This is a genomic window from Oceanibium sediminis (assembly GCF_003265325.1).
In the GTDB taxonomy this organism is placed as follows: Bacteria; Pseudomonadota; Alphaproteobacteria; order Rhodobacterales; family Rhodobacteraceae; genus Halovulum; species Halovulum sediminis.
The window spans coordinates 42,239-68,718 of record NZ_QGNX01000004.1 but is presented as its reverse complement, the minus strand read 5'-3'; the positions used below and the strand labels follow the sequence as shown (position 1 = coordinate 68,718).

Here is a 26,480-nt window from a genome sequence, read left to right as displayed (position 1 = left end):
CCGCCTGGAGTAACCGCCTAGAGCAGCGGCGCGATGCGCGGCGCGAAATAGGTCAGGATGCCGTCACAGCCCGCGCGTTTGAACGCGGCCAGGCTTTCCATGGCGACCTTGTCCCCATCCACCCAGCCGTTGGCGGCGGCCGCCTCGATCATCGCGTATTCGCCCGACACCTGGTAGGCGAAGGTCGGCACGCCGAACTCGCGCTTCACGGAGGTGCAGATGTCCAGGTAGGGCAGGCCGGGCTTCACCATCACCATGTCCGCGCCCTCGGCCAGGTCGATCGAGACTTCGCGCAGCGCTTCGGACGCATTGCGCGCGTCCATCTGGTAGGTCTTCTTGTCGCCTTTCAGCGCACCGGTGGCGCCCACCGCATCGCGGAACGGGCCATAGAAGGCAGAGGCGTATTTCGCCGCGTAGCTCATGATTATCGTGTCCTGGAAGTCATGGGACTCCAGCGCCTGGCGGATCACGCCGACGCGCCCGTCCATCATGTCCGAGGGGCCAAGGATGTCGGCACCCGCCTCGGCCTGGGCCAGGGCCTGCTTTTCCAGCGCCATCAGGGATTCGTCGTTGACGATGACGCCGTCACGCACCAGCCCGTCGTGACCGTCCGCGTTGTAGGGGTCCAGCGCCACGTCCAGCATCACGCCAAGGTCCGGCACCGCGGCCTTGATCGCGCGGGTGGCGGTGTTCACCAGGTTGTCGGGGTTCCAAGCTTCCTCGGCCTCCGGCGTCTTTTTCGACTCGTCGGTGTAGGGGAATAGCGCGACGCAGGGAATGCCAAGGTCGGCTGCCTGGCGCGCGGCCTCGACCGCCAAATCGACGCTCAGGCGGTCCACGCCGGGCATGGAACCGACCGGGGCGCGCTGGTTGTCGCCGTCGCAGACGAACATCGGCCAAATCAGGTCCTCCGGTGTCAGCCGGGTCTCGGCCACCAGTTCCCGGATCCAGCCCTCCCGGCGCAGGCGGCGGGGGCGGTTCAGCGGGAAGGGGGCGGAAAGCGGTATCATGATCGTTGGATCCCTGACGGTTGAGATGCCCTTCTGTGCCACGCCGGGCTGGCGTGGGCAAGTTCCCCCGCCAGAAGCATTTGAATCCGCCCGCCGATCGGCTAGGTGGACGGGGCAGGCATTACGGGTCAGGTACCTTGGATCTTCTTTTCGAACTGATGGATCGCGACAGCTTCTGGACGCTGTGGTTCTGGATCATGCATGTTGTCGCCTGGTCGATGGCCAGCCATTTCACCATGGGCGTGCCTTTCGACATGGTGTCCGAAGCCCAGCGGGAAAAGACCGAGGATGGCCCCTGGCACCGCGCGACCGAGGCGCTGATCCAGGCGCAGGTGTTCCGCTTCACCACCTATACCGCACGGTTCGGGGCCATCATGGTGGGCGTCAGTGCCTTCCTGAACTCGGTCCTTCTGACGTTGGCCACGCTGGGCGACCTGGAATTCGCCCGCGCGATGCTAACGCTGTTCCTGCCGCTGACGGTCATCTACGTGGTGACAGTGCGCGGCGCGCTCGCCATCCGGCGCGCTGACCTGCGGGGCGATGCCCTGCTGCTCAAGGTGAAGCGTATGCGCCTCGTCAACCAGCTGATCGGGTTGCTCGGGGTGAGCATGGCGGTGATCCTCGCGATTTTCGAAGCCTACAGGAACATTACCATCTGGGCGTTCTGAGCATGGGCTGCTTCTATCTTGAACCCTTTCGCATGGCGGGATAGGTCGCGCTGCATGTCGCGTATGAAGTCACCTGACCGCACGATCCTCAGCGGCGCCCCCGAGGGGTTCGACGCCGCCCGCCTGGCCCAGCTGGCGGAGGGGCCGGTCATCCATGTCGCGCGCGATGGCGCCCGGCTGGAAGTGATGCGCGCGGCCCTGGGCTTTTTTGCGCCGGACCTGCCGATCCTGGTGTTCCCGGCCTGGGATTGCCTGCCCTATGACCGGATTTCCCCCGCGGCCGAAGTTTCGGCGGCGCGCATGTCGGTGCTGGCGGCACTGGCGGGCGGGCTGAAGGGACCCATCGCCATCCTGACCACGCTGGCCGCAGCGACGCAACGCGTGCCGGCGCGCGACACGTTGGGCGCATCGCGCTTTTCCGCGCGGGTCGGAACGCAGATCAATGTGGATGCGTTGCGCAGCTACCTGGCGCGTATGGGCTATGCGCAGGCCCCCACGGTGACGGAGCCGGGTGACTTCGCGGTGCGCGGCGGGCTTATCGACCTGTTCCCGCCCGGGGCGGAGCAGCCCGTGCGCCTCGACCTGTTCGGGGACGTGCTGGACGGCATCCGTCAGTTCGACCCGGCCACCCAGCGCAGCGCGCGCAGTCTTGACCGGCTGGACCTTGCGCCCGCGTCCGAGATCATCCTCGACACCGCCTCGATCCAGCGGTTCCGCCAGAACTACCGCATCGAGTTCGGCGCCGCGGGCACCGACGACCCGCTGTACGAGGCGGTCAGCGTCGGACGCAAACACCAGGGCATGGAGCATTGGGCCCCGTTCTTCCATGAACGCATGGACACGCTGTTCGATTACCTTCCGGACGCGCCGGTGTTCCTGGACGACCAGCTCGAGAGCGCGCGCATCGCCCGCTGGGAAAGCATCGCGGATCAATACGACGCGCGGCGCGAGGCGCTGAAGGACAAGGGGCGGCACGGCACCGTCTACAAGCCCGTGCCCCCCGGGCTGCTCTACCTCGACGAAACCACGTGGAACCAGGCGCTTGACGGGCACGGCGTGCGCCAGCTTTCGGTGCTGCCCCAACCCGTCGGGCTTGGCGTGCTGGACGCGGGCGGGCGGCTGGGCCGCTCCTTCGCGCCGGAACGCCAGCAGGAGCAGGTCAGCCTGTTCGGGGCGCTGGCCGATCACATCCGCGCGCGGCGCGCGGTATCCAACGTGGTGCTCGCCACCTATTCCGAGGGCGCGCGCCAACGCATGGGCACCATGCTGGAAGACGCGGATATCACCGACGCCAGCCCCATCGACGACATTCGCGACGTGCCGGAAAAGACGGGCGGGCTGTACCTGGCCGTGATGGCCCTTGAATCGGGGTTCGAGGCGCCGGGCCTGACCGTGATCACCGAGCAGGACGTGCTCGGGGACCGGCTGATCCGCGCGCCGCGCCGCAAGCGCCGGGCCGAAAACTACCTCACGGAAGCCAACGCGCTGAGCCCGGGTGACCTGATCGTACATCTTGAGCACGGCGTCGGGCGTTACACGGGGCTGGAAACCGTGACGGCCATGGGCGCGCCCCATGAATGTATCGCGCTGGAATACGCCGGGGGTGACCGGCTGTTCCTGCCGGTGGAAAACATCGAACTCCTCAGCCGCTATGGCCATGAAGAGGGCTTGCTCGACCGTTTGGGCGGGGGCGCGTGGCAGGCCAAGAAGGCCAAGCTGAAGGAACGCATCCGGGAGATGGCGGACAGGCTGATCCGCATCGCCGCCGAGCGCGCGCTGCGCACCGCGCCCGTGCTGACGCCCCCGGACGAGCTGTGGGACCAGTTCTGCGCGCGCTTCCCCTACCAGGAAACCGACGACCAGCTGAACGCCATCGGCGACGTGCTGGACGACCTGTCCGCGGGCCGCCCGATGGACCGGCTGATCTGCGGCGACGTGGGCTTCGGCAAGACGGAAGTCGCCCTGCGCGCCGCCTTCGTGGCCGCGATGTCCGGCCAGCAGGTGGCCGTGGTCGCGCCCACCACGCTGCTGGCCCGCCAGCACGCCCAGGCCTTTGCCGAGCGCTTCCGGGGCATGCCCATCAAGGTGCGCCAGCTGTCCCGCTTCGTCAGCGCCCGTGAAGCCGCCGAGACGCGGAAAGGGCTTGCCGAAGGCACAGTGGAAATCGTCGTCGGCACCCATGCGATCCTGGCCCAACAGGTCAAGTTCGCCTCTCTCGGCCTTGTCATCATCGATGAGGAACAAAAGTTCGGTGTCGGCCACAAGGAACGGCTGAAGCATTTGCGCTCGGAAGTGCATGTGATGACGCTGACCGCCACGCCGATCCCGCGTACGCTGCAACTGGCGCTGACCGGGGTGCGCGACCTCAGCCTGATCGGCACGCCGCCCATCGACCGGCTGGCGATCCGCACCTATGTCATTACCTTCGACGCCGTCACCGTGCGCGAGGCGCTGCTGCGCGAGCATTATCGCGGCGGGCAGTCCTTCTTCGTCGTGCCGCGCATCTCCGACGTGGCCGAGATGGAGGCGTTCCTGCGCGAACAGGTGCCGGAGGTCAGCTTCCTTGTCGCCCACGGCCAGATGGCGGCGGGTGAGCTCGACAAGCGGATGAATGCTTTCTACGACGGGCAGTACGACGTGCTGCTGGCCACGACGATCGTGGAATCCGGCCTCGACATTCCCAGCGCGAACACGCTGATCGTGCACCGCGCGGACATGTTCGGGCTGAGCCAGCTCTACCAGATCCGGGGCCGCGTCGGGCGCTCGAAGATCAGGGCCTATGCGTATTTCACGACCGCGCCGCGCACCAAGCTGACCCCGGCGGCGGAAAAACGGCTGCGCGTGCTCGGCTCGCTGGACAGCCTCGGCGCGGGGTTCACGCTGGCCAGCCAGGACCTGGACATTCGCGGCGCGGGCAACCTGCTGGGCGACGAGCAGTCGGGCCAGGTGCGCGAGGTGGGCTTCGAGCTGTACCAGGACATGCTGGAAGAGGCGATCGCCAAGATGAAGTCTGGCGCGATGGAAGGCCTGAGCGAGGCGGACGAGGGCTGGGCACCACAGATCAGCCTTGGCGTGCCGGTGCTGATCCCGGACACCTACGTGCCGGACCTGGACGTGCGCCTTGGCCTGTACCGCCGCCTGTCGGGTCTGAGCACCAAGGTGGAGCTTGAGGGCTTCGCCGCCGAACTGATCGATCGCTTCGGAAAACTTCCAAAGGAAATCAATACGCTGCTGAACGTCGTGCGCATCAAGGCCAAGTGCAAGCAGGCCGGGATCGCGAAGCTGGATGGCGGGCCGAAGGGCGCCGTGATCCAGTTCCACAACGACAAGTTCGCCAACCCCGCCGGGCTGGTCGCCTTCCTCGAGGAGCAGAAGGGCCTGGCGAAAGTACGGGACAACAAGGTCATCGTGCGCCGCGACTGGAAGCGCGACAGTGACAAGATCAAGGGCGCGTTCGCCATCGCCTCGGACCTGGCCACGCGCAATACCGCGAAATAAACCGGAACCGAACGCCCCATCGGATGGTTTTCCAATCATAGGCCGCGCGACACCCCGCGGGCCCTGGCGCAGGAGGACTATCATGGGAAAGATTATTGCTGTCGCTGCCGCAGTCGTTCTGATTGCTGCCGGCTTCTTCTTACTTGACGTGGAACAGACCGAAGAGGGCACCTTGCCCGACGTCGATGTCAGCGTGGAAGGCGGTCAGGCCCCCGAGTTCAAGGTGGAAACCGGCGACGCCGAAGTCGGAGAGACCACCGTGACCGTCCCCACCATCGAGGTCACCCCGGCCGAGGACTAGGGCCAAATAGCCGCCCAGTACCCTCAGATCCTGAAGCCCCGCGCCAATGCTGCGCGGGGTCAGGATGACCGGCGGATCACAGCAGGCCGAGAAGCCCTGAGAAGGCGCCCTGCATCGCGCGGCGGTAATGCCGGGCATCCCCGAGGCTTGCCGGTGGCGCTGGGGTCGGTCAGGCCCCGGCACGGGGCATTTCGCAGGCAAGCGGCGCCGTGGCGCGGGTGACACCCGCCTTCGGGTGCTCAGGCGGGGTAGAGCAGGCGGCGAGCAGCAGAACCACGGGCAAGGGGTGTCTTCATCGGCAACCTTGGGCGACGACGACGCCCCGAAGATTCCCATCACTTCGTGGACAATTTGTGAACGGACTTTACCAGCCTCACCCCCGCTTCGCGGCGGCAAGGTCGGCCGTCTTCTGTACAATCTCGTCGATGATGCGAAGCCAGGTCTCGGTCTCCTGCGCACCGGTGACGACGTATTTGCCGCCGATCAGGAAGGTGGGAACGCCGGTCACGCCCATCTCGCGGACCTGGCGATCCTCGGCCTGGGTTTCGGCAAGGTCCGCGTCGCCCGCCAGAAGGCGCGCTGTCGCCTCGGCGTCCATGTCCACGGTGCGCGCGATATCCACCAGCACCGCATGGTCCGAGATATCCTCACCCTTCTGAAAATACCTATGAAACAACTGATTGGCGACAAGGGACTGGCGCCCCTCGATCGCGGCCCAGCGCAGCAGGCGATGCGCATCGATGGTGTTCGGCGTGCGCGCGATCCCGGCGAAATCGAGGTCGAGCCCGTCGTCCCTCGCCACCTGTTCGATCTGGCGATAGACCCGCTCGGCCCCCTCGGGGCCACCGAATTTCTGTTCCAGGTAGGCCGCGCGCTCCATGCCTTCTGCGGGCATGTCGGGGTTCAACTGGAACGGACGCCAACGGATCAGGAACGGGTGGTCGGGGCGCTGCGCCAGCGCCGCGTCCAGGCGGGACTTGCCGATATAGCACCAGGGGCAGATCGGGTCAGAGATGATGTCGAGGGTGGTGGTCATCGTGAACCTTCCGGGGCGTGGTGCGCCCGCAGCTTTCGTTTCAGGGCCATGGTGATTTCCCTTCGTTGTAGTCCCTGGGGCACCGGGTGCAATGGGGGATCCGCGACCCGAGGCACAAGACTGCGTGAGGGGATACGTCCCTGCGCCCGTGTGGGATTGGTTGTCATGCCCGCCTGCCGGGACTAAAGACCCTGCAGCGGACCCATGGCGTGATCCGGAACGGTTTTCCGCCCGATGTCGCAGGGACCCGACGAGTTTTCACGGGCTAGGACTGGACGCCAGATGAACGATACCCCTGACGAACCTTCGCTGCTTTCGATTGCCCGCGACGGGAATGACATGGAAAGCCCGGTCGAGGCGCTGAACCTGGGCGAACGGGTGCGTGAGCTGCGCAAGGCGCGGAACTGGACGCTGGAACAGGCGGCGAAAAAGGCCGGGCTTGCACGCTCCACCCTATCCAAGATCGAGAACCACCAGATGTCGCCGACCTTCGAAGCGGTGCAGAAACTGGCGCAGGGGCTCGATATCTCCATCCCGCAGCTGTTCACGCCGCCAAAAGCCGACAAGGTTCTGGCGCGCCGCGCGATCACCCGCGCGGGCGAGGGGCAGGCGCATCCCACGCGCACGTACGAGCACGAGATACTGGCCTCGGAAATGCGTGGAAAGAAGATGCTTCCCTACCGCGCAATCGTGCGCGCCCGCAGCTTCGACGACTTCGACGGATGGGTCAGACACGACGGCGAAGAATTCCTCTATGTCCTTTCAGGTATTGTAGAATTCTATTCCGAGTTCTATGCGCCCGTGCGCTTGAAGCGGGGCGACAGTGCTTATTATGACGCCGCGATGGGACACAATGTGATTTCTGTCAGCGAGGATGATGCCACCATCCTCTGGGTTACCGGTACGGGCTGAATACTCACACCTACAGCCCCGCCTTCGACCGGCGGGACTGTGATGATTCAAACAAATTCAAAAACTCCTTCTTGATCGACCGAGCGATTCGGTGGATGGTTAATTTATTGTTAAGGCAAGCTATCTGTGCCGGCCTTGCAAGTTGTTGTGCGGTGGCGAATACGCCTCGCCAATAACGGTATACTTGTGCATTCCGGATGGATTCCGGAGGCATCAATAAATCAGACTAACAACAAGGAGATATGCCAGTGGCGACCTTTAACTTCACAGGGTTTTCGGACGAGTCGTTCTATGACGATGTGTTGCTTGGAGGTGTCGGTGACACCTACACAGTGACCTCGACCGATTACCAGAACGTTGCCAGCTTCTCGCTGGAAGACAACGGCAACAACGTCTTCGAAGATAACGATGACTTGTCCGGCACGATTTCGGTCGAAGATACCTCGACCGGCATCATTACCAATATTCCGGTTGGCGGCACTGGCGTGGAACTGGAATCGACCACCACCGTCAGCTGGACCGATGGCGACGGTGTTGCGCAGGAAACCATCTTCGGGCGTATCAACGTCGATGACAGCACGGGCGATCATCTGTTCATCACGTCTGGCCCGCTGCCGCCCCCGGGTACCGAATTGACGATCACTGCCGTGAACAACAGCCCGAGCGGCATCGACGGGATCTTCTACGACGATATCGTTGTGTGCTTCACCCGCGGCACGATGATCCTGACTGAGCGCGGCGAAGTGGCCGTGGAAGCGCTGGAAGCCGGTGACATGGTCGTCACCCGTGACCGTGGCCTTCAGCCGCTGCGTTGGGTCGGTTCGCGCACGGTGAAAGCGGAAGGTGCGCTCGCCCCGATCACCATCAAGGCCGGTGCTTTCGGCAACGACCGCGACCTGGTTCTGTCGCCCGCACACCGCGTGCTGGTCGAGGGCTGGAAGGCCGAGGCGCTGTTCGGTGAGCGCGAAGTGCTCGCCACCGCGCGTCAGCTGATGGTGCGCGACGACGTGTTTGCGACCGAGGGTGGCGAAGTCGAGTACTTCCACATCCTGTTCGACAACCACGAGATCGTGACCGCCAACGGCGCGCCGAGCGAGAGCCTGAACCCGTCCGACCTGGCGCTCGACCACATGCCGAGCGAGCAGCGGGACGAGGTTCTGGCGCTGTTCCCCGAGCTGATCGGCGGCAAGCCGGTGCCGGCGGTGCGCCCGACGCTGCGCGACACGGATATCGCCGCGCTGTAAGCGGCGTGGGAAGCGAGGGGCCAGCCCCTCGCGCTCCCCGGAGTATTTCTGGAGTAAAGTGGGGGGCGCCGGTTTCTGGCGCCCCTTTTCTTTGGCTCAGTCGAACATGGCCCGCAGGTCCACGGTGCCGTGGGTGTTGAGCGCGTCGAAATGCGTCGCGAGGAAGCTGTCCATGCGCGCCGCGCCCGCATCGCGCAGGGTTTCCAGCAGGCCCCGGTTCGGGGTCATCTTGGTGCCTGCCGAGAGCTTGTTCATCAACGTGTCGTCCATGATCGAATGGATCAGGACATTCTTCATCGAGCCTTTCGAGAGTTTGCCGTGTTCCAGCAGGCGCTGGACGAAGTCGATCGAGCGCAATTCGCGCAACAGGGAGGAGTTGAAGGAGATTTCGTTGATGCGGTTCAGGATGTCGCTGGCCGACGTGGGCAGGTCCTCGCGGTAGATCGGGTTGATGTGCACGATCATGATGTCGGCGGTCTGGGTTTCGTAGAACAGCGGAAACAGCGCCGGGTTGCCCATGTAGCCGCCGTCCCAGTACGCCTCGAGGAGGCCGGTGTCGGGGTCTTCGATCTCCACCGCTTGGTAGAGCGTGGGCAGGCAGGCGGAGGCGAGCAGGACGTCGGGGCTGATATCCTTACCCGAGAAGATCTTGATCTTGCCCGAGCGCACGTTGGTGGCCGAGATGAACAGCCTTGGTCCGGGATCGGCGCAGACCTTGTCGAAGTCCAGCATCCTGGTGACGACCGGGCGCAGGGGATGGAAGTTGAGCGGGTTGAACTCGTAGGGCGAAAACAGGCGCGACAGCGTGTCGAGCGTGAAGTAGCCCGGGCTCATGGCGACGATGCGCGAGAAGATCTCGGGCGCGGGAGAGGTGGCGCTGAGCCAGCCCTGTAGCGCGTCGTTCGGGACGACGGTGTGGGCCGAAATCTCGGTCCAGAAATCCGACAACATGGCGCGCGCGCCCTCGCGCCCGCCCGCGACCCAGCCCGCCTTCAACGCCGCCGCGTTCATCGCCCCCGCGGAAGTGGCGGTGATGCCTTCGATCTCGATCCGGGTGTCCTGAAGCAGCCGGTCAAGCGCGCCCCAGGTGAAGGCGCCATGCGCGCCGCCGCCCTGAAGCGCGAGGTTGATGACCTTGCGGGAGCCCATGGGCGCGCTCAGAGCGCCGTCCAGCCGCCGTCGACCGAGATCGTGGTGCCGGTGATCTGGTCCGCCGCGGGCGAGCACAGGAACAGCGTCGTGCCCGCCACCTGATCGATGGTAACAAAGGCCTTGGTCGGCTGCCGGGCCAGAAGGACATCGCGCACGACCTGTTCGCGGGTCATGTCGTATTCCTTCATCGTGTCGGGGATCTGCGACTCGATCAGCGGGGTCAGCACGTAGGCGGGGCAGACCGCGTTGCAGGTGATATCCTCTTCCGCCGTTTCCAGCGCGGTGACCTTGGTGAAGCCGACGACGCCGTGTTTCGCGGTCACGTAGGCCGATTTGAACGGCGAGGCGGTCAGCCCGTGCGCCGAGGCGATATTGACGATTCGCCCCCAGCCCGCCTTGCGCATGTGGGGCAGGGCGGCGGCGGTCGTGTGGAAGGCGCTGCTCATGTTGATCGCGATGATCGCGTCCCATTTTTCCGTGGGAAAGTCCGGGATCGCGGCGACATGCTGGATGCCCGCGTTGTTGACCAGGATATCGACCCCGCCAAAAGCGTCTGCGGCCGCGTCCACCCAGGCCCGGCAGGTTTCAGCCTTGGACATGTCGCCCTGGAAATAGCGCACGTCGGCGCCGGTTTCGGTGGCCAGATCGGCGGCGATCTGGTGATCCTCCGCCGTGTCGGAGAAGGAGTTCAGCGCCACATTGGCGCCGGACGTCGCGAAGTGGCGCGCGATTCCAAGGCCGATGCCCGAGGTGGAGCCAGTGACGATGGCGGTTTTTCCGGTGAGGTCCATGCGATGATCCGTTTCTTGGGTGTCCTGCAAGCGTCATAGCAGAAGATGCTGCACCTGCGAAGGGGCCGGTTCCGCGCAGCGCGGGACCGTGGGGCGGTTCAAAGCTCCGATGCCGCTTCCGTGCTGAGGGTGTATGACAGGCCGTCTCCGTCGAAGCCGCGCTCTGCCGTCGCGCCAAGCTGCGCGGGCAGGAAGCTCATCAGGATGAGCGAGCCGAATCCATCGCCCCGCGGGGGGGAGAGGCCGGGCACGCCGTGTTCGCGCCATTCGAAGCGGAAATCCGCGCCGGGGGTGCCGCTCCAGCGCAGTGTGATGCGCCCGTCGGGGATCTTCAGCGCGCCGTGCTTGACGGCGTTGGTCGCCAGCTCGTGCAGCGCCAGCGCAAGGATCTGCGACTGCTGGGTGCTGACGCGGATCGGCGGCCCGTCGATGGTAATGGTGTCAGACCCCGGCTCGACATAGGCTTCCAAGTGTTCCTCGATCAGCGCGGTGAGCGGAAGTCCGCCCCAATTGTCCCCGGTCAGCAGGGTCTGGGTGCGCCCCAGCGCCTGTATTCGCGCCTCGAAGCTTTCGATGAAGGCGGGCAGGTCCTCCGCCTGCGCTGCGCTGCGCCGCGCGATGGTAGAGACGAGCGTCAGCAGGTTGCCCGCGCGATGCTGCAATTCGCCGAGGATCGCGTCCTTCATCCGCTCGGCCCGGACCTTCTCGGTCACGTCCTCGCCGACCTGCACGATATGGCTGACCTGGCCGTCCGGGTCCATCACCGGGGTGTTGGTGGCGGTCCACCACTTGTCGACGGTTCCGCCAGCCCCGTCGGGAATGGCGTAGTGCATCCGGTGCAGAACCGAGGTTTCGCCCGCCAGCGCCTGCTCGAACGCGCTTTTCAGCGGCGCGCGCATATCGTCGGACGCGGGAAAGACCTCGAACACGTTGCGCCCCAGCACGTCCGAGAGCTGCGTGGCGGTGTTGCTCAGGAACACCTCGTTCGCGGCAAGGAAGCACAGGTCTCTGTTCAGCACCACGCAGTGCGCCGGCAGATGCCGGAACAGCTCGGCGTAGTCCAGGTCAGGGTGGGACATCGGGAATTCCGGAAAAAAGGGACGGCGATATCGGCGAAAATTATCACATGCCCCGCGGCCCGACCATCTGCATTTCTGATCTGAAGCCATCCTGCGGATGGGGTGCGGGCAAAAAAAACGCCCGCACAAGGCGGGCGCTAAGTTATTGAGGCAGGTTTCATACAGGCAAGAAACCTATCGAGCAGTGCCCCCTTTATACGGAAAAGCGGGCCGCGCTCCAAGATAAAAATTTGTGACCCTTCCGGGGATGGCTATGATGGGCGCAATCGACAGGCATTGCGAACGAGCAAAGTGAGGGAAAATGAGGATCGGAGCAGGCGCCGCAGGCGCGATATTTGCACTGCTGTTCGGCGCGGGAAACGCCGTGGCAGAGCCGCAGCATGGCATTTCTATGTATGGTGAGCCGGCGTTGCCACCTGATTTTGTGTCACTACCCTATGCGAACCCCGACGCGCCAAAGGGCGGTCGGATTGTCTTCGGAGAGGGGGGCGGCTATGACGCGTTCAATCCCTACATCCTGAAAGGGCGCGCGCCCTGGGGGCTGCGGGTACATGTATACGAAACGCTTCTGGGCCGCTCTTACGGCGAATCTTTCACATTATACGGGCTGTTGGCCGAATCGGTTGAGACGGGGCCTGAGCGCGAATGGGTTGAATTTCAGTTAAGGGAAGAGGCCGCATTCTCCGACGGCACGCCGTTGACCGTGGATGACGTGATCTGGTCCTTCGAGACGTTGGCCGAGAAGGGGCTGCCCCGGTATCAGACCGCCTGGGACAAGGTCGCCTCCTACGAAAAGGTGGGTGAGCGGGGGATTCGCTTCACCTTTTCAGAGCAGGACAACGAGTTGCCGCTGATCCTGGGCCTGCGCCCGATCCTGAACCCGCGGGACTGGGACGGAAGGGATTTCGCCGAAAGCAGCCTCGACGTACCGACCGCGACCGGCCCCTATACCGTCGGCGATTTCGAGCCGGGACGCTTCATCGAGTTCCAGCGCAATCCCGACTATTGGGGCAAGGATCTGCCGTTCAACGCCGGGCTGAACAATTTCGACACCATCCGCTACGAGTATTTCGCCGATGGCGATGTGATATTCGAAGCGTTCCGCGCCGGCGAAACCTCGACCTTCCGCGAGCTGAACCCGGCCCGCTGGGCGTCCGAGTACAACTTCCCGGCGGTGCAAGACGGGCGGATCGTGAAGTCCGAGATCCCCCATTCGCGCCCCTCCGGGATGGAAGGCTTCGTCTTCAACACCCGCCGCCCACTGTTCCAGGACTGGCGCGTGCGCGAGGCGCTGATCCAGGCATTCAACTTCGAATTCATCAATCAGACGCTGAATGGCGGCGTGTATCCGCGCCGCACGAGTTATTTCTCGAACTCCTTCCTCGGCATGGACCACGGCCCCGCCGAAGGCGAGGTGCGCGCGCTTCTCGAACCCTTTGCCGGGGATCTGCTTCCCGGCGCGCTGGAAGGTTATTCCCTGCCGACCACCGACGGGGGCGAGCGGAACCGCGCCAACCTGCGCCGCGCCGCGGGGCTGATGGAGGATGCAGGCTGGAGCGTGCAGGACGGTGTGCTGAAGAACGCCGACGGGCAGGTGTTCAGCTTCACGATCCTCGTCACCTCCACAGCGCATGAGGCAATCGCGAACCTCTACATCGATGCGCTGAAGCGCCTTGGCGTGCAGGCGGATATTGCGGTGCTCGACAACGCGCAGTATCGCGAGCGGCGCAACGTCTACGATTACGACGTGATCATCAATCAATGGGGCCTGTCGCTGAGCCCGGGCAACGAGCAGACGCTCTATTGGGGCAGCAACGGTGTGACCGAGCCGGGCACGCGCAACTACATGGGCATGGACGTGCCCGCGGCCGAGGCGATGATCGAGACGATGCTGACCGCCGACGACCGGGAAACCTTCGTCGCCGCCGTGAAGGCGCTGGACCGAGTCCTGATGGCGGGGCGCTACGTGGTGCCGTTCTGGCACCAGGACGTCAGCTACCTGGCCCACAAGGCCGAGCTGAAGTACCCAGAAACGCTGCCCATCTATGGCGACTGGCTTGGCTTCCTGCCGGAAGTCTGGTGGTCCGAGGCAGAGTAATCCCAACGGCAAAACAGCAGCCGCCCCGGTTCACATGGCCGGGGCGGCGCGCGTTTCAGGCTTTGCCACGCACCCGTGGCGTCCAGCCGGTTGCAGCCGCGCTTATGCGCGCGTCATTTCTCGGCATTGACCTTGCGGCGCGGGGCAGGGGCCGCCGGCGGGGCTGGCCTGATCCCGGCGGCGATCTCCTCCGCGGTGGGCGGCGTGACGAGACCGGCGGAAATCACCAGTTTCGCCGCCTCTTCCACGGTCATGTCGAGCATGACGACATCCGCGCGCGGCACGAACAAAAGGAAGCCCGAGGTGGGGTTCGGTGTCGTGGGCAGGAACACGCTCAGCATATCGCCGCGCCCGACCTTGCCCGGCACCTCTCCTTGCGTCGCGGTGGATACGAAGGCGACGGCCCAGATGCCCCGGCGGGGGTATTCGACAAGGCAGGCCTTCTGAAAGCTGGAACTGGACTGGCTGAGGATCGTTTCCGTGATCTGCTTCACTGCATTGTAAATCGGGCGCACCAGCGGCGTGCGATCGAACAGCGCCTCGCCCCACTTGATGATCTGCCGCCCGAACAGGCCCTTCGTCAGCGCACCGACGAGCGCCGTGAACAGAAGGAAGATCAGAACGCCGTAGCCCGCGATGTTCTGCCCGAGGTAGGTGGCGGGGTTGTAGGCGGCCGGAATCAGCGGCACGACGCGGGCATCGATGAAGCCAACGGCCGTCCAGATCACCCAGATCGTCAGCGTGACGGGCGCGACGATGACGAGGCCCGTCAGGAAGTTCGACCGCATCCGTTGGAGCAGCGGCGGCTTGTTGCGCCGAGACTTGCGCTTGCGGCTGGATTTGGCGGCCATGGGAGATCCTCTCACCGAGCGGGGACAGTGATGTGCACCGCAACATGTTAATGGGGCACACCGCGGTCGGGCAACAGCGGAGTGCGCTTGGTTCACACGGCGAAACGCCTTCGCGCCGAGGTTCGGGGCTCAGTCAGTTCCTTCGACCAGTGCGCAGGCGATGGCGGCGGCAAGGCGGGCGTTGTTGCGCACCAGCGCGATGTTGGAGGTCAGCGAGCGTCCCTCGGTCAGGGTGAAGATGCGGTCCAGCAGGAAGGGCGTGACGTCCTTGTGCGCGATGCCCTTTTGGCTGGCCTCGGCCAGCGCGGTTTCGATATGGGGGCGCAGCCATTCGGCGGGAATCTCGTCCGCTTCCGGGATCGGGTTTGCGATCAGCTGCCCGCCCGAAAGGCCAAGGCGGCGGCGCATCTTGAAACCGGCGGCGATCTGCTCGGCGGTGTCCAGGCGCAGCGGTGCGGCCAGCCCGCTGTCGCGCGACCAGAAGGCGGGCAGCGTGTCCTGGCCGACGGCGATCACGGGAACGCCATTGGTTTCAAGGACTTCATAGGTCTTCTCAAGGTCGAGGATCGCCTTCGCCCCGGCCGCGACCACGCAGACGGGGGTGCGGGCCAATTCGCCCAGATCGGCGGAGATGTCGAAGCTTTCGCCCGCGCCGTGGTGCACGCCGCCGATGCCGCCCGTGGCGAACACCTGGATGCGGGCCAGCGCCGCAGCGATCATCGTTCCGGAAACGGTCGTCGCCCCGGTGCGCCCGGTGGCCAGCGCCACGGCGATATCGGCGCGCGACAGTTTCATCACGTCCTTGGCCTGCGCCAGCGCGTCCAGCTCGTCCGCCTCCAGCCCGACGTGGATGCGCCCGTTCATCACCGCGATGGTCGCGGGAACGGCCCCCGCCGCACGTACGTCATCTTCGACCATGCGCGCGGTCTCGATGTTCTGGGGATAGGGCATCCCGTGGGTGATGATGGTGCTCTCCAGCGCCACGATCGGGCGCCCTTCGGCGCGCGCGGTGCTGACTTCGAGCGAAAAGGCGAGGGGTAGGGCGTCAGACATGCATTCCTCCTGCACGGGCAACATGGGCGGCCGCAGCGGCGACGGCTGCATCCAGCGCCTCCTGCTGGGTGGCGGCGTGGGGTTCGGCGGACAGATGCGCGGCAAGGAAGGCATCCCCCGCGCCGGTGGTCGTATGGGCGGTGACGGAGGGTGGCGCGGCGGTCCAGAGGTGGTCGCCCTGTGCGGCGGCGGCGGGGCGGTGGCTGTCGGTCACGATGACGCGCGCGGCCCCTTCGCGCAGCAGGGCGCGGGCGGCCAGCGCGGCGCTGGTGAAATCGGCGCGGCAGAGGATCTCGGCCTCGATCCGGTTGACGTAGAGCGTGCTGTTGGGGTGGCGCATGGCCTTGCGCAACCGCTCGGCCTTGCCCGGGCTTGCGGGTACCAGCGCAAGATGCGCGGCAGCAAAGGCGGGGTCGTCGGGCAGGGCGTCAAGGATGGCCTGGGGGAAGTTTCCGTCAAACACAATAGTGCTGTTGCTCGGCGCGGCTTCTGAACCGAGGCTGCCGTCGCGCAGCGGCGTCAGCACCTCTTCCCCGCGCCGCTCCAGCGAGGCGCAGTCGGCGACAGCGCCGAAAACCTCGCCCTGGGAATCCTCGATGGCGAGGTAGGCGTCCGTCGGCTCAGATATCCGCGCCACATTTGTGCAGTTCACCCCCGCCGCCGTGGCCGAGGCAAGCAGCCGGTCGCCCTGCGGGTCCAATCCCACGGCGCTGAGCAGCACGGGGGCCACCCCGCGCGCGGCCAGCGCCAGCGCGACGTTCAGCGCCACGCCGCCCATCTGCCGGGTGATGCGGCCGGGCACGTCGAAACCGGGCTTGAGGGTGCGGTCCGTGCGGGCGATGATGTCCCACAGGGCGGACCCGGCACAAAGGATCTGGGGTTCTTTCGTCATGGCGACTGAATGACCGCTTTCGCGGATGCGGTCAATTGCCGGAAAAGCCATTGGCGCAGGGCCGCATACCGGCCTGTCGGGCAGTGCGCGGGGCGGAATCTACCCCTATATAAGCGCTCGGAAGCCGGGGTCTGGCAAAGCGGCTTGCATTCCGCGCCCAAAGCCTCTATCGCGACGCTCACGAAATCCACAGGCGGGGCACGCGGCCTTATGGGGGAGACATCCCCATACGGTCCACCGGTTGGGCGCATGCCTGATCCCCGCTGAGGCCAAACCGGAAAAGGAAAACGACATGGCTCTTCCCGAGTTCACTCTGCGTCAGTTGCTGGAAGCTGGCGTACACTTCGGCCACCAGACCCACCGCTGGAACCCCCGCATGGGTCAGTACATCTACGGTGACCGCAACGGCATCCACATCATGGACCTCACGCAGACCGTCCCGCTGCTGGACGCAGCGCTGAACGCGGTGCGCGAAACCGTCGCCAAGGGCGGCCGGATCCTGTTCGTGGGCACCAAGCGCCAGGCACAGCGCCCGATCGCCGAAGCCGCCGAGCGTTCGGCGCAGTACTACATGAACCACCGCTGGCTGGGCGGCACGCTGACCAACTGGAAAACCGTTTCCGCCTCGATCAGCCGCCTGAAGGCAATCGACGAGCAGATGGAAAGCGGCGCTGAGGGCCTCACCAAGAAAGAGCGCCTGAACATGGAGCGCGAGCAGGCCAAACTGCAGGCCTCGCTGGGCGGGATCCGCGAAATGGGCGGTGTGCCGGACCTGATCTTCGTGGTCGACACCAACAAGGAAGCGCTGGCCGTGACCGAGGCGAAGAAGCTGGGCATTCCGGTTGCCGCGATCCTGGACACCAACTCCTCGCCCGAGGGTATCGACTACCCGATCCCCGGCAACGACGACGCGTCCCGCGCGATCGCGCTGTACTGCGACCTGATCGCCGCTGCCGCGCTTGACGGCATGGCCGCTCAGCTCGGCTCCGAAGGGATCGACCTCGGCGCCATGGAAGAAGGCCTGGCCGAAGAGCTGCCGGCCGAGCAGGAAGCCGCGTCCTGACGCGACCCGTCACCTAACCGTCGCCCCCGCGCCAAAGGCGCGGCGGGGCGGCGGCCTGACTTCAGAAAAATGACAGGTCGACCGGGGGCAGGGGCCCCCGCCTCAGGCCGTTCACACACGAAGGAGATCACCATGGCGATTACCGCAGCACAGGTGAAGGAACTGCGCGACAGCACCGGCGCAGGCATGATGGACGCAAAGAAAGCGCTGACCGAGACCGACGGCGACATGGAAGCCGCCGTTGACTGGCTGCGCACCAAGGGCCTGGCCAAGGCCGCCAAGAAAGCCGGGCGTACCGCCGCTGAAGGCCTGGTCGGCGTTGCCGTCGGCGAAGGCGTCGGCGTCGCGGTCGAAGTGAACTCGGAAACCGATTTCGTCGGCAAGAACGCCGAATTCCAGGCGATGGTCGCCGATATCACCAAGGCCGCTGTCGGCGTCGACTCCGTCGAAGCGCTGCTGGAAGCCGACCTCGGCGGCAAGACCGTGTCCGACGTCGTGACCAACAAGATCGCGACCATCGGCGAGAACATGTCCGTGCGCCGCATGGCCCGTGTCGAAGCCCCGGCGGTTGCCGCTTACGTCCACAACGCTGCGGCGACGGACATGGGCAAGATCGGCGTGCTGGTCGGCCTGTCCGGTGCGGACAACGGCATCGGCAAGCAGATCGCAATGCACATCGCCGCAACCGATCCCGCCTCGCTGAACGAGAACGACCTGGACCCGGCGCTGGTCGAGCGTGAGAAGCAAGTTCTGACCGACCAGGCCCGCGAAAGCGGCAAGCCCGACGCGGTGATCGAGAAGATGATCGTCGGCCGCATGAAGAAGTTCTTCGAGGAAGTGACGCTGGTGAACCAGAAGTTCGTCATCAACCCCGACATCACCGTCGGCCAGGCTGCTGCCGATGCGGGTGTGGAAATCACCGGCTTCGTGCGCATGGTCGTTGGCGAAGGCATCGAGAAGGTGGAAGAGGATTTCGCCGCCGAGGTCGCAAAGACAATGGGCGGCTGACGCCACCCGGGCGCGTCACTGTTTTGCTGACCGCCACATCGCTGAATTGAGAAAGGGGCCGCATTTGCGGCCCCTTTCGCTGGGTAAGCTGCGCCCCGCTAACAAGGCAGACCTCCAAGGCCCGGCTTTCGCCTGCCCGGAGCCCTCGCCTCAGCGCCGTACCCAGACCTCCACCCGGCGGTTCAATGCCACCGCTTCGGGTGTCCCCGCGCAGGCAAGGGGCACCACGGCCCCAAGCCCGACCGCGCGGATCACGGTATCTTCCAGCAGGTTTTCCTCATCCGCCGCTTCCATCGTCTGGCGCACCGTTCGGGCGATCGAGCGGGCCGCCGCGCGGTCCCGCTGCGCATCTCCCGTCGCCTCGGAATGCCCGACGAGGAACAGTTCCGCGAAGCCGTTGTCGGCGGCGTAGTCGATGATCCGCTCAAGCTCCGCCTTCGAGCGGGCGTCGAGCCGCGAACTGCCGTCGTCCAGCGTCAGGATCGTGCTCAGCCGCTCGGACGTGGGCATGATACGCAGGGCGTCGGACACGTTCAGCCGGGCGAAACGCTCGGTCGTTCCCGACAGGCGCGCGCGCAGGGCCAGCGCGTCGTCATCCATGCCGAAACGATCGATCTGCGCCGGTTCCAGCCCGGCGGCGCGCACAAGGTCCTCTGCCGCGCTCTCGACATCCGCGATCAGCTCGGCGGCGTCGCCGGAGGATGCGAAGGAAATCGCCAGCAGCGAGCGGCTGAGCGGGTAGCGCGCGGTGCGGATATTCTCCGGCGTCGCGGCGGTGGAGATCCCGCATTCGGACCCGATGGCCAGCGCCTTCGCCTTGCCCGCGGCCGCCATTCCGACGAAGCCGATGGCCGAAGAATTGGCGGCAACCGCGCCCGCCAGCGCCTCGGCGTCGGGGAAGACGGCATCATAGGGCTTGCGGCGGCTCCGGAACGGGGACAGCACCAGCTCGTCCATCGCCGTGCTCAGGTCATGGGTGTCGGGCAGGCCGAAAACGCGGATCGTGCGATCCGGTCCGCCCACGTCCCGCCAGTTCCGCACCTCGCCGGAAAAGACCTGCGCCATTTGCGCGGGCGTCAGCTGGAACACGGCGTTCTCGGGCGACACGATGGCGACCAGCCCCTCAGTCCCTAGGACGGTTTCGGTGCGCTTTTGCACAAGCATCATCGGCGCCTTCACGGCCATGATCGCGACATCCGTCTCGCCCGCGTTCAGCGTGCCGACCGCGTCCGAGGAGGACGCGCTGGCCCTTGCCAGCATGACGGTTTCCGTCCCGTCCGACCCTGTGACCGTGGAAACGAACTGCCCGGAAGGGGCGCCCGCCTCGCGCGCCGCCGCGACGCTGACGAATTTCGGCGTGATGGTTTCGGCCGAGCCGCCGATCTCGTCCGCGCGTCCCCGGGCGAGCGCTGGCAGCATGCCCTTCAGAACCTCCGCCGGGCCGGAGATGGTCAGCGCGGGCGCGCCCTCGTAATCGGCCATCGGAATGAGCTCGCGGGTGTCGTCGGGCGCCGGTGCGGGCTGGGGCGCGGCGATCGCGCTGTCCTGCGGAGAGATAGCCGCAACCTGCGTTTCGCGCGCCGCGTCCGGCGTTGGATCGGATTCGACAGCCCTGTTGACGACGGCGCATCCCGGCCCCTCGCAGATCGTACCTTCGGCGACCACGTCGAGGCTGCCGATCATGGTTTCGACCGTGTAGACGCCGTCTGTATAGCTCAGAAGCGTGCCCTCGATCCGGATGCCGCCGTTACCGGTCATCAGGGCGATGGGTTCGCCGATGAAGCGGGCCGGGGGTGCGATTGCCGCCACCTCGGTGCCGGGGCAGCCGTCCCCCTCGCAGACGATGTTGTCCCCGCCGATCGCGATCTGGCCGATGACCGTCTCGACCGTGTATTTCCCCGCCTCGAACGCCACCAGCGTGCCGCTGATCGCCGCGTTGCCGTTCAGCGTCTTCAGTGTGACGTCCTGCGCCGGCGCAGGCGCGGCGGCCAGAAGCGCGCCGCACAGGGCCGTCCCGGCGAGGAAATGATGCAGGTTTCGGCGGGCAAAGGGGCGATTCATGCTTCGGGACATCGTCATGTGCATCGTTTGCTCGCAAAAGTGGATACGGGAGGCGGGGCGGGTCCTTGCGAGGATGTTCGGCAATAAATATGGCATGAATTTGAAATCTTGAATAAATAGATCCCGCAGCCTGGCGGATCGCCCCCGGCACCTGTTTTTTTTGCACTGCAAGGCCCGTTTCTACGTTGAAAGGGGGGGCGATTTCCGACATGTTTGCGCAACTCTGAATTACCGTGGACGACCCAAATGGCAGACGCCCCCCCAGCCTCCGGATCGCAATTTCGCCGTGTTTTGCTCAAGATCTCTGGCGAAGCGTTAATGGGGGACCAGGGTTACGGTCTGCATCCCCCCACAGTCGAGCGTATCGCCAACGAGGTGAAGAAGGTTCACGACCTCGGGGTCGAGATCTGCATGGTCATCGGCGGCGGCAACATCTTCCGCGGGCTGCAAGGCTCCGCCCAGGGGATGGAGCGTACGACGGCCGACTACATGGGCATGCTGGCCACGGTTATGAACGCGCTGGCCATGCAGGCCGCGCTGGAAGCGCTTGGCGTGTTCACCCGGACCATCTCGGCCATTCCGATGGACCAGGTGTGTGAGCCCTACATCCGCCGCCGCGCCGTGCGCCACCTGGAAAAGAAGCGCGTGTGCATCTTCGCGGCCGGGACGGGGAACCCCTATTTCACGACCGATACCGCCGCGACCCTGCGCGCGAACGAAATGAAGTGCGAGGCGATCTTCAAGGGAACCCAGGTCGACGGTGTCTATGACAGCGACCCCAAGACCAACCCCGACGCCAAGTTCTTTTCGCGTATCAGCTATGACGAGGTTCTGACCCGCAACCTTCGGGTCATGGACGCCTCGGCCATCGCGCTGGCGCGCGAGAACAGTTTGCCGATAATCGTCTTTTCACTGAATGCGCCCGGCGGACTGGCCGGCGTTGTGCAGGGCGAAGGCAAGTTCACAACCGTCAGCACGCTGGCGTCAGACCAGAAAGGGGCCGCCTGAGCCCTGGAGGAGAGGATATGAGCGACGACATCGAAGATATCGACGTGGATGCGCTGAAAAAGCGGATGGACGGCGCGCTTGCCGCGCTGAAGGGCGAGTTCGCAACCCTGCGGACCGGGCGCGCCTCTGCCTCTATGCTGGACAACGTGGTAGTCGAGGCTTATGGCGTGACGACACCGATCAACCAATGCGCCACGATCAACGTGCCCGAGCCGCGCATGATGACCGTGAACATCTGGGACAAGTCCCTGGTGAACGCCGTGGACAAGGCGATCCGCAACTCCGGGCTGGGGATCAACCCGGTGATGGACGGCACCACGCTCCGTCTGCCGATTCCCGAACTGAACGAGGAACGCCGCCGCGAGCTGGCGAAACTCGCCGGGCAGTACACCGAAAATGCCCGTGTCGCGGTGCGCAACGTGCGCAGGGACGGCATGGACCAGCTGAAGAAGGCCAAGGCCGCCGGCATGGGCGAGGACGATCAGAAAATCTGGGAGGATGAAATCCAGTCACTGACCGACACCGCGATCAAGAAGATCGACGCCGCGCTCGAGGCCAAGCAAGAAGAGATCATGCAGGTCTGACCTGCGGCTTCATATGCCGAACACACGCGCGCTTCACAAACGTCCCCACCCCCAGCACGTCGCCATCATCATGGATGGCAACGGTCGATGGGCCCAACGCCGTGGCCTTCCGCGACTGGCGGGCCACGCCAAGGGGGTGGAGCGTTTGCGCGGCGTGTTGCGGGCCTGTCCCGACCTCGGGGTGACGCATCTGACGCTTTACGCCTTCTCGACCGAGAACTGGAAACGCTCCACGGACGAGGTTTCCGGGCTGATGCGGCTGTTCCGCCGCTACATCAAGAAGGAAAGCGCGCGGCTGGCCCGCGACGGGGTGCGGGTGCGTTTCATCGGCAACCGCCACCGGCTGGATGACGACCTGCAGAAGATGATGGGCTGGCTGGAACAGCTGACGGCGGAAAACACCGCGCTGAACGTCACCGTGGCGATCGATTACGGTGGCCGGGACGAGATCCTGCGCGCCGTGCGCCGCGCGGCGGCGGCGGGGGTCGACCCGGACACGTTGGACGAGGCGGGGCTCAGCGCCTACATGGACACCGCCGGCCTGCCGGACCCGGACCTGGTGCTGCGCACCTCGGGCGAGGTGCGTGTCTCGAACTTCCTGCTCTGGCAGGCGGCTTATGCCGAGTATGATTTCCTCGATATCTGCTGGCCCGACTTCACCGCCGAGGTGCTTGCGGACTGCGTGGCGCGTTTCAGCGCGCGCGAGCGGCGCTTTGGCGCCGCAACGGCATGAGCAGCGCGGGCGCCGCAGGGCCGAAATTCTCGGATCTCGGGGTGCGCGTGATCTCGGCCATCGCGCTGATCTTCATCGCGGTGGTGGATTTCTGGCAGGGCGGCGTATGGGTGACGCTGCTGGTGACATTGGCCACGGGCCTGATGATCTGGGAATACCGCCGCCTCGTGCAGCACACCCAGTCGCTGGGCGAAGTGGCGCTGTGGATCATGGTCGCCGCCGGCGGGGCCTGTATCCTTGCGACGGGCTTCCTGAACCTGCTCGCGGGCGTCGCGGTGCTGGCGATCGGGCTGGTCGGCGTGGCCATGGTGGACAAGGGCCGGCGTGTCTGGATGATCACCGGGCTTGTCTACATCGCGCTGGCGATGGCCTTCCTGGTGGAGCTGCGCCGGGACCCGGTGCAGGGTTTTCCGCTGGTGCTGTGGCTCGTGTCAGTCGTGATCGCCACCGACGTGGGTGGCTACTTCTTCGGCCGGGTGATCGGCGGGCCGAAACTCTGGCCGCGCGTCAGCCCCAAGAAGACCTGGGCCGGCACCCTCGGCGGGTTGGCGCTGGCGCTGATCGTCGGCGCGTTCTTCGACCAGAGTGCGCGCGTGGACCTGCCCGGGATCGTCATCCTCAGCGGGATCGTCGCCATCGCCAGCCAGTGGGGCGACCTGCTGGAAAGCTGGCTGAAACGCCGCTTCGGGCGCAAGGACAGCTCGTCCCTGATCCCCGGGCACGGTGGCTTCCTTGACCGGTTCGACGGGCTCATGGGCGGGCTCTGGGCCTATTCCGTCATCCACCTGACCGGCGTGCTGGCCGGATAGCGCATGACACGGCGGCGTATCTCCATCTTTGGCAGTACCGGCTCCATCGGGGGCAACACGGTCGAGCTGCTCATGCACCAGGGCGGGGCCGAGGCGTATGACGTCGTCGCGCTGACGGGGGCAAGCAATATCGCGTTGCTGGCCGAACAGGCGCGCGCACTGCGGGCCGGTATCGCGGTCACGGCCGATCCGAACAGGGGCGCAGAGCTGGCCGCCGCACTTGCGGGCAGTGGCATCGCCAGCGCAGCGGGGCAGGAGGCGTTGCTTGAGGCGGCGGCGCGCCCCGCGGATTGGGTGATGTCCGCCATCGTCGGATCCGCCGGGCTGGCGCCGGGCCTTTGTGCGGCGCGCAATGGCGGCATGCTGGCGCTGGCGAACAAGGAAAGCCTGGTTTGCGCCGGAGCGCTGCTGATGGACACCTGCGCGGCCCACGGCACCACGCTGCTGCCCGTGGACAGCGAGCACAGCGCGATCTTCCAGGCGCTGAACGGTGAGGATCACGGCGCGCTTGAACGCCTGCTGCTGACCGCCTCCGGCGGGCCGTTCCGCAACAAGAGCCGCGCGGAAATGGCCGCGATGACCCCCGCACAGGCGGTGGCGCATCCGAACTGGGACATGGGTGCGCGGATCTCCGTCGACAGTGCGACGATGTTCAACAAGGCCCTGGAAATCATTGAAGCGCATGTGCTTTTCGGAGTTCCCCCCGAAAAGATCGAGGTCGTCGTCCATCCCCAATCGATCATCCACTCGATGGTCGGATTCGCCGATGGCTCGATCATGGCGCAGCTTGGCCCGGCGGACATGCGCGGCGCCATCGGCTTCGCGCTGAACCACCCCGCGCGCGCCGCGCTGCCGGTGGAGCGGCTGGATTTTGCAGCCCTCGCCACGCTGACCTTCGAGGCGGAGGACCCCGTGCGTTTCCCCGCCCTCAGGCTGGCGCGCGAGGTGCTGGCGGCGGGCGGCCTGTCCGGCGCGGTGCTGAACGCGGCGAAGGAAGCCGCGCTCGATGCCTTCCTTGCCGGGCGGATCGGCTTCCTTGACATGGCCGCACTTGTGGAAGCCGCGCTCGACAGCATCGGGGCAGAGGCGGCGTCCAAGCGTCAGGGCATTTCCCTTGGCGACGTCATGCACTATGACCGTAAGGCAAGGGAATTCGGCAACGCCTGGGTTGCCGCGCGCCGCGTTTGACACGACATAAGGCCGGAACCGGGCGTTACAGCGCCCAAAGGGCTGGCACGAAGGGCATTTTCGATGGAATTCATCTCTGAGCTTCCCGTGATCGGCGGATTTCTGACCTCTGCCATCGGATTCGTGGTGGTGCTGGGCGTTGTCGTCTTCGTGCACGAGTACGGGCATTACATCGTCGGGCGCTGGTGCGGCATCGGGGCGGAGACATTCTCGCTCGGCTTTGGGCCGAAGTTGTTCACCTGGCGCGACAAGCGCGGCACCGACTGGCAGGTGGCCGCGCTGCCGCTGGGCGGATACGTCAAGTTCATCGGCGATGCGGACGGCTCCAGCCGGGCCAGCCCGGAAGCGCTGGAAAGCCTCAGCGCTGAGGAGCGCGCGCGCAGCTTCCACGAGGCGGCCCTCTGGAAACGCGCGGCCACCGTCGCCGCGGGGCCTTTCGCGAACTTCATCCTGTCCATGCTGGTCTTTGCGGCGCTGGCCACCTTCCAGGGCGTGGCGGTCAACGGGCCGGTGGTGGGCGAGATCAAGTCCCTGCCGGGGCAGGAGCAGACCGTGCAAAGCGGGGACCGGATCCTGAGCGTGAACGGGCAGGAAATCGAGCGCTTCGGCCAGATTTATGACATCGCCGCCGGGATGGAGCCCGCCGGCCCGCTGACGCTGGAGGTGGACCGCAACGGCGACCGGCTGACGGTGCAGGCCACCTATCCGCTGCCGCCCATGGTGGCCGCGGTCGAGCCGCTGTCGGCGGCGGATGCGGCGGGCCTGCGCAGCGGCGATTTCATCCGCGCGGCGGACGGGGTGCCGCTGCAATCCTTCAACGACCTGCGCAACACGGTCCTCGCCTCCGGCGGCAAGACGCTGAGCCTGGACGTGCTGCGCGACGGTGCGCCGATCACGCTGAGCATTTCCCCGCGCGAGGTGGAGCGTCTTAACCCAGACGGCAGCATCGAAACGCGGGTGATGATCGGGGTGGGTGGCGATGCGCTCTATTACCCGATGACCGAAACGCCTGCGCCCTGGACGGCGCTTGGCATCGGCGCCAGCCGCGTGGTCGAGATCATCGACATGTCGCTGACCGGGCTGAAGCATATCATCGTCGGCAACCTTGGCGCGGACAACCTGCAAGGCCCGCTCGGCATCGCCCAGATTTCCGGGGCGAGCGCGGAGCAGGGCGCGATGGACCTGATCACGCTGATCGCCGTCATTTCCACCGCCATCGGGATGCTGAACCTGTTCCCGATCCCTGTGCTGGACGGGGGCCACCTGCTGATGTTCGGCTACGAGGCGATCGCCGGCCGTCCCCCCGCCGAAAGGGCGATGCGCTTCGCGATGACGGTCGGGCTGTCGATGGTCTTGTTGCTCATGCTGTTTGCAACCTATAACGACGTGATGAGGCTGGTTACGAGCTGACGGAGTCACCACGAAGGATGGCTCCTCAAAA

At 65.6% G+C, this 26,480-nt stretch carries 23 protein-coding genes; 14 read left to right on the top strand and 9 right to left on the bottom strand.

Annotation, left to right across the window (positions count from 1 at the left end; translation table 11 throughout):
- Positions 1–17: 17 nt before the first annotated feature.
- The gene (gene hemB / locus DJ029_RS11480; protein WP_112322615.1) at positions 18–1,010 is read right to left on the bottom strand and encodes a porphobilinogen synthase; all 993 of its coding nucleotides are present in this window, start codon (positions 1,008–1,010) and stop codon (positions 18–20) included.
- Between the two features lie 137 nt (positions 1,011–1,147).
- On the opposite strand from hemB, the gene DJ029_RS11475 reads away from it, so the two are divergent.
- From DJ029_RS11475 to DJ029_RS11465, 3 genes are all read left to right on the top strand, one after another.
- On the top strand, positions 1,148–1,678 hold the full coding sequence (locus DJ029_RS11475; RefSeq protein WP_112322614.1) for a hypothetical protein: 531 nt from the start codon (positions 1,148–1,150) through the stop codon (positions 1,676–1,678).
- Positions 1,679–1,741: 63 nt separating this feature from the next.
- The gene (gene mfd / locus DJ029_RS11470; RefSeq protein ID WP_112322613.1) at positions 1,742–5,176 is read left to right on the top strand and encodes a transcription-repair coupling factor; all 3,435 of its coding nucleotides are present in this window, start codon (positions 1,742–1,744) and stop codon (positions 5,174–5,176) included.
- A gap of 82 nt (positions 5,177–5,258) precedes the next feature.
- Positions 5,259–5,477 (top strand): hypothetical protein, encoded by a 219-nt coding sequence (locus DJ029_RS11465; protein WP_112322612.1) that lies wholly within the window; start codon positions 5,259–5,261, stop codon positions 5,475–5,477.
- 373 nt (positions 5,478–5,850) lie between these two features.
- Here DJ029_RS11465 and DJ029_RS11460 read toward each other — a convergent pair whose 3' ends face one another.
- Positions 5,851–6,513 carry a DsbA family oxidoreductase gene (locus tag DJ029_RS11460; protein ID WP_112322611.1) on the bottom strand — a complete coding sequence of 221 codons (663 nt, stop codon included), beginning with the start codon at positions 6,511–6,513 and terminating at the stop codon, positions 5,851–5,853.
- 282 nt (positions 6,514–6,795) lie between these two features.
- Between DJ029_RS11460 and DJ029_RS11455 the strand changes: the two genes are divergently transcribed.
- Both DJ029_RS11455 and DJ029_RS11450 read left to right on the top strand, forming a co-directional pair.
- A complete protein-coding gene (locus DJ029_RS11455) occupies positions 6,796–7,425 on the top strand; it encodes a helix-turn-helix domain-containing protein (RefSeq protein WP_112322610.1) in 630 nt (209 codons plus the stop codon).
- Positions 7,426–7,673: 248 nt separating this feature from the next.
- The gene (locus DJ029_RS11450) at positions 7,674–8,669 is read left to right on the top strand and encodes a Hint domain-containing protein (protein WP_232823056.1); all 996 of its coding nucleotides are present in this window, start codon (positions 7,674–7,676) and stop codon (positions 8,667–8,669) included.
- Positions 8,670–8,765: 96 nt separating this feature from the next.
- Here DJ029_RS11450 and DJ029_RS11445 read toward each other — a convergent pair whose 3' ends face one another.
- From DJ029_RS11445 to DJ029_RS11435, 3 genes are all read right to left on the bottom strand, one after another.
- On the bottom strand, positions 8,766–9,818 hold the full coding sequence (locus tag DJ029_RS11445; RefSeq protein WP_112322608.1) for a patatin-like phospholipase family protein: 1,053 nt from the start codon (positions 9,816–9,818) through the stop codon (positions 8,766–8,768).
- Positions 9,819–9,826: 8 nt separating this feature from the next.
- Positions 9,827–10,612: a 3-hydroxybutyrate dehydrogenase gene (locus DJ029_RS11440; RefSeq protein WP_112322607.1), complete on the bottom strand. Its 786-nt coding sequence runs from the start codon at positions 10,610–10,612 to the stop codon at positions 9,827–9,829.
- Positions 10,613–10,710: 98 nt separating this feature from the next.
- Positions 10,711–11,691, bottom strand: a complete 981-nt coding sequence (locus tag DJ029_RS11435; RefSeq protein WP_198671131.1) for an HWE histidine kinase domain-containing protein — start codon at positions 11,689–11,691, stop codon at positions 10,711–10,713.
- A 301-nt stretch (positions 11,692–11,992) separates the two neighbouring features.
- Here DJ029_RS11435 and DJ029_RS11430 point away from each other — a divergent pair, with 301 nt between their 5' ends.
- A complete protein-coding gene (locus DJ029_RS11430) occupies positions 11,993–13,789 on the top strand; it encodes an extracellular solute-binding protein (protein WP_112322605.1) in 1,797 nt (598 codons plus the stop codon).
- A gap of 113 nt (positions 13,790–13,902) precedes the next feature.
- Here the strand turns inward: DJ029_RS11430 and DJ029_RS11425 are convergent, their stop codons facing one another.
- The 3 genes from DJ029_RS11425 to DJ029_RS11415 all read right to left on the bottom strand — a co-directional run bounded on the left by DJ029_RS11425 (position 13,903) and on the right by DJ029_RS11415 (position 16,585).
- Positions 13,903–14,640, bottom strand: a complete 738-nt coding sequence (locus DJ029_RS11425; RefSeq protein ID WP_198671130.1) for a DUF502 domain-containing protein — start codon at positions 14,638–14,640, stop codon at positions 13,903–13,905.
- A 129-nt stretch (positions 14,641–14,769) separates the two neighbouring features.
- Positions 14,770–15,693, bottom strand: coding sequence for a pseudouridine-5'-phosphate glycosidase (locus tag DJ029_RS11420; protein WP_112322970.1), 924 nt, complete (start codon positions 15,691–15,693; stop codon positions 14,770–14,772).
- Positions 15,686–16,585 (bottom strand): PfkB family carbohydrate kinase, encoded by a 900-nt coding sequence (locus DJ029_RS11415; RefSeq protein WP_232823055.1) that lies wholly within the window; start codon positions 16,583–16,585, stop codon positions 15,686–15,688. The genes DJ029_RS11420 and DJ029_RS11415 overlap by 8 nt, the downstream gene beginning before the upstream one ends.
- A 292-nt stretch (positions 16,586–16,877) precedes the next feature.
- On the opposite strand from DJ029_RS11415, the gene rpsB reads away from it, so the two are divergent.
- Together rpsB and tsf are read left to right on the top strand one after the other, a co-directional pair.
- Positions 16,878–17,648: a 30S ribosomal protein S2 gene (gene rpsB, locus DJ029_RS11410; protein ID WP_112322603.1), complete on the top strand. Its 771-nt coding sequence runs from the start codon at positions 16,878–16,880 to the stop codon at positions 17,646–17,648.
- 132 nt (positions 17,649–17,780) lie between these two features.
- Positions 17,781–18,656 carry a translation elongation factor Ts gene (tsf, locus tag DJ029_RS11405; protein WP_112322602.1) on the top strand — a complete coding sequence of 292 codons (876 nt, stop codon included), beginning with the start codon at positions 17,781–17,783 and terminating at the stop codon, positions 18,654–18,656.
- A gap of 150 nt (positions 18,657–18,806) precedes the next feature.
- Here the strand turns inward: tsf and DJ029_RS11400 are convergent, their stop codons facing one another.
- Positions 18,807–20,717 carry a phosphate ABC transporter substrate-binding/OmpA family protein gene (locus DJ029_RS11400; RefSeq protein ID WP_198671129.1) on the bottom strand — a complete coding sequence of 637 codons (1,911 nt, stop codon included), beginning with the start codon at positions 20,715–20,717 and terminating at the stop codon, positions 18,807–18,809.
- Positions 20,718–20,963: 246 nt separating this feature from the next.
- Between DJ029_RS11400 and pyrH the strand changes: the two genes are divergently transcribed.
- The 6 genes from pyrH (at position 20,964) to rseP (ending at position 26,449) form a co-directional block, all read left to right on the top strand.
- Positions 20,964–21,725, top strand: a complete 762-nt coding sequence (pyrH, locus tag DJ029_RS11395; protein WP_112322600.1) for a UMP kinase — start codon at positions 20,964–20,966, stop codon at positions 21,723–21,725.
- Between the two features lie 17 nt (positions 21,726–21,742).
- The gene (frr, locus tag DJ029_RS11390; RefSeq protein ID WP_112322599.1) at positions 21,743–22,309 is read left to right on the top strand and encodes a ribosome recycling factor; all 567 of its coding nucleotides are present in this window, start codon (positions 21,743–21,745) and stop codon (positions 22,307–22,309) included.
- A 13-nt stretch (positions 22,310–22,322) separates the two neighbouring features.
- Positions 22,323–23,042: a polyprenyl diphosphate synthase gene (uppS, locus tag DJ029_RS11385; protein WP_112322598.1), complete on the top strand. Its 720-nt coding sequence runs from the start codon at positions 22,323–22,325 to the stop codon at positions 23,040–23,042.
- Positions 23,039–23,851, top strand: coding sequence for a phosphatidate cytidylyltransferase (locus DJ029_RS11380; RefSeq protein ID WP_112322597.1), 813 nt, complete (start codon positions 23,039–23,041; stop codon positions 23,849–23,851). Before uppS ends, DJ029_RS11380 begins: the two co-directional genes overlap by 4 nt.
- 3 nt (positions 23,852–23,854) lie before the next feature.
- The gene (gene dxr, locus DJ029_RS11375) at positions 23,855–25,039 is read left to right on the top strand and encodes a 1-deoxy-D-xylulose-5-phosphate reductoisomerase (RefSeq protein WP_112322596.1); all 1,185 of its coding nucleotides are present in this window, start codon (positions 23,855–23,857) and stop codon (positions 25,037–25,039) included.
- Positions 25,040–25,102: 63 nt separating this feature from the next.
- Positions 25,103–26,449 (top strand): RIP metalloprotease RseP, encoded by a 1,347-nt coding sequence (gene rseP, locus DJ029_RS11370; protein ID WP_112322595.1) that lies wholly within the window; start codon positions 25,103–25,105, stop codon positions 26,447–26,449.
- The last annotated feature ends 31 nt before the right edge of the window (positions 26,450–26,480 follow it).